This is a genomic window from Streptomyces lancefieldiae (assembly GCF_031845825.1).
GTDB lineage: Bacteria > Actinomycetota > Actinomycetes > Streptomycetales > Streptomycetaceae > Streptomyces > Streptomyces lancefieldiae.
The window spans coordinates 1-779 of record NZ_JAVRFH010000255.1; the positions used below are offsets into that span (position 1 = coordinate 1).

Below are 779 nucleotides of genomic sequence, written 5' to 3' on the forward strand. Positions count from 1 at the left end.
GGCCGCCCCCCCCCGCCCGACCGATGTGCGGGGCCGGTCAGACGTCCTGGCCGTTGCCGCCGCCGGCCTCGGACACCTCGATGCCCTTGGTTATCTCGTCGATCACCGTCTGCTGCTGGTCGGTGTCGACGCCGAAGCGGACGACGACGATGCGCTCGGGGTCGGCGGGCGAGGGGAAGGCGAGCGACTCGACGTAGCCGTCGGCGCCCTTCTCGGTGACCGCCTTCCAGCGGACCAGGTAGCCCTTCTGGCCGGCGACCGTGACCGCCTTGGAGGCCAGTTCCTCGTGCGAGGTGATCCCGCCGTAGGCCTTTTCGCCGTAGGACTCCTCGGCGTTCGCCTCGATGTCGGCCTTCGCGACCTCCTCGGCGGTGTCGCCCTTGGTGCCCAGCACCAGCGCGGGCGCCGAGTAGGCGCCGCCCTTCGTGCAGGTGTTGGAGGCATCGCCGGGGCACTTGTAACTGTCGTCCGACGTCACCGACGCACCGACCGACAACTGCTGGCCGGACCAGCCGTCCGGGATGGGCAGGCTGATCCCGCTGACCGGGTCCGCGACCGACCCGCTGTCGATCGTGGGCGGCTCCGACCGCTCCGGCGAGCCGGGCGAGTCCGGCGCGGGCGACTCACCGCCCCCGCCACCGCCCGAGTCGCCGAAGGGGTCGTTCCGGCCGCCGGAGTCCCGTCGGTCCTGCTGCGCCGGGCCCGCGCTGCCACCGCCCGAACCGCCGTCGTCCGCCAGCACGTACACGCCGACACCGATGCCGGCCAGGACGGCCACG

1 protein-coding gene is annotated in these 779 nt (G+C 73.3%); it reads right to left on the minus strand.

What is annotated here, in order from left to right; all coding sequences use genetic code 11:
• Positions 1-37: 37 nt before the first annotated feature.
• Positions 38-778, minus strand: coding sequence for a hypothetical protein (locus tag RM812_RS41970; protein WP_394816611.1), 741 nt, complete (start codon positions 776-778; stop codon positions 38-40).
• Position 779: the final 1 nt, after the last annotated feature.